We start from the raw sequence: 2,425 nt of genomic DNA on the forward strand, positions 1-2,425 counted from the left end.
CGCTCGGCGGCCCGCGTGCTCGCGGCCGTGCGCGGCCTGCACCGGTTCTGGGCCCTCGAGGGACTCACGCCCGCCGACCCCGCCCGCGACGTCCACCCGCCGAAGCCGGGCGACCGCCTGCCGAAGGCGCTCCCCGTGGAGCAGGTGACGGCGCTGCTGGAGGCCGTGCCCGTCGACACCCCCGCCGGACTGCGGGACCGCGCGCTGCTCGAGTTCCTCTACGGCACCGGCGCCCGCATCTCCGAGGTGGTCGGCCTCGACGTCGACGACGTGGTGGGGCTCGCGCAGACCGGGGACGACGGCGGCCAGCCCGTGGTCCGCCTGTTCGGCAAGGGGTCCAAGGAGCGCGTGGTGCCGATCGGCTCCTACGCGGCCGCCGCGCTCGACGCATGGCTGGTGCGGGGACGGCCCACGATCATGACGGGAGTCACACGCTCCACGCCCGCCCTGTTCGTCAACGCCCGCGGGGGCCGGCTCTCCCGGCAGTCCGCGTGGGCCGTGCTGAAGCGGGCGGCCGAGCGCGCCGGCCTCGAGGCGGACGTCTCGCCCCACACCCTGCGCCACTGCTTCGCCACGCACCTGCTGGCCGGCGGCGCGGACGTCCGCGTGGTCCAGGAGCTGCTCGGGCACGCGTCCGTGACCACCACGCAGGTGTACACCCTCGTCACCGTGGACTCCCTGCGCGAGGTCTACTCCGCCGCGCATCCGCGCGCGCGCTGAGCCCCGCACCTGATACGCTCAAAATCCGTGGTGAAACGAACTTCTCGTACTCAGACGTCCACGCGCGTCACCCGTCACGTGTTCGTGACCGGCGGTGTCGCCTCCTCCCTCGGCAAGGGGCTCACGGCCTCCTCGCTCGGCCACCTGCTCAAGGCGCGCGGGCTCAGGGTGGTGATGCAGAAGCTCGACCCCTACCTCAACGTGGACCCGGGCACCATGAACCCGTTCCAGCACGGCGAGGTGTTCGTCACCGAGGACGGCGCCGAGACGGACCTGGACATCGGCCACTACGAGCGCTTCCTCGACGAGGACCTCGACGGCCTGGACAACGTGACCACCGGCCAGGTGTACTCCACCGTGATCGCCCGCGAGCGCCGCGGCGAGTACCTCGGGGACACCGTCCAGGTCATCCCGCACATCACCGACGAGATCTGCCGCCGGATGCGCCTGCCCGCGGAGCCCCGCGGCGACCGCCCCGCCCCGGACGTGATCATCACGGAGATCGGCGGCACCGTCGGCGACATCGAGTCGCAGCCCTTCCTCGAGGCCGCCCGCCAGGTCCGCCAGGACGTCGGCCGCGACGACGTCTTCTTCCTGCACGTCTCCCTCGTGCCGTACATCGGCCCCTCGCAGGAGCTCAAGACCAAGCCCACACAGCACTCCGTGGCCGCCCTGCGCTCGATCGGCATCCAGCCGGACGCGATCGTGCTGCGCTCGGACCGGGCCGTCCCCGACGATGTCCGCGGCAAGATCGCCCGCATGTGCGACGTCCCGCAGGACGCCGTCGTCAACTGCGCCGACGCCCCCTCCATCTACGACATCCCCCGCGTCATCCACGACCAGGGCCTCGACGCCCACGTGGTGCAGTCCCTGGACCTGAAGTTCAAGGACGTGGACTGGACCGCGTGGGATGCCCTCATGGACGCCGTGCACCACCCGGAGCACGAGCTCACGGTGGCGCTCGTGGGCAAGTACGTGGACCTGCCGGACGCCTACCTGTCCGTCACCGAGGCGCTGCGCGCCGGTGGCTTCGCCCACCGGGCCAAGGTGGGCATCCGCTGGGTGGCCGCGGACGAGTGCGCCACCCCCGAGGGCGCGGCGGTGGCGCTCGCGGACGTCGACGCCGTGTGTGTGCCCGGCGGCTTCGGCGTGCGCGGGCTCGAGGGCAAGCTCGGCGCGCTGCGGCACGCCCGCGAGCAGCGGATCCCGACGCTGGGTCTGTGCCTGGGCCTGCAGTCCATGGTCATCGAGTACGCCCGCAACGTCCTCGGCCTGGAGGACGCGGACTCCACCGAGTTCGACCCGGAGACCGCCTCGCCCGTGATCGCCACCATGGCCGAGCAGGAGCAGATCGTGGCCGGCGAGGGGGACCTCGGCGGCACCATGCGCCTGGGCGCCTTCCCCGCGACCCTGCGCCCGGGCTCCGTGGTGGCCGAGGCCTACGGCACCACCGAGGTGACCGAGCGCCACCGCCACCGCTACGAGGTGAACAACGCCTACCGCGACCGCCTCGAGGAGGCCGGTCTCGCGATCTGCGGCACCTCCCCGGACGGCGCCCTCGTGGAGTTCGTGGAGCTGCCCCGGGACGTGCACCCGTACTACGTGTCCACGCAGGCCCACCCGGAGTTCTCCTCCCGGCCGACCCGCCCGCACCCGCTGTTCGCCGGCCTCGTCGCCGCCGGCCTGGCCCGCCGCGCCGACGCGG

2 protein-coding genes are annotated in these 2,425 nt (G+C 73.1%); both read left to right on the forward strand.

The genetic code is table 11. The features are described from left to right. On the forward strand, window positions 1-720 hold a 720-nt coding region (locus HMPREF3105_RS08330), incomplete at its 5' end, for a tyrosine recombinase (protein ID WP_070709200.1). A 9-nt stretch (window positions 721-729) separates the two neighbouring features. Then, on the forward strand, window positions 730-2,425 hold a 1,696-nt coding region (locus HMPREF3105_RS08335; protein ID WP_083325318.1), incomplete at its 3' end, for a CTP synthase.

It is taken from the genome of Micrococcus sp. HMSC31B01, assembly GCF_001816085.1.
Classification (GTDB): domain Bacteria; phylum Actinomycetota; class Actinomycetes; order Actinomycetales; family Micrococcaceae; genus Micrococcus; species Micrococcus luteus.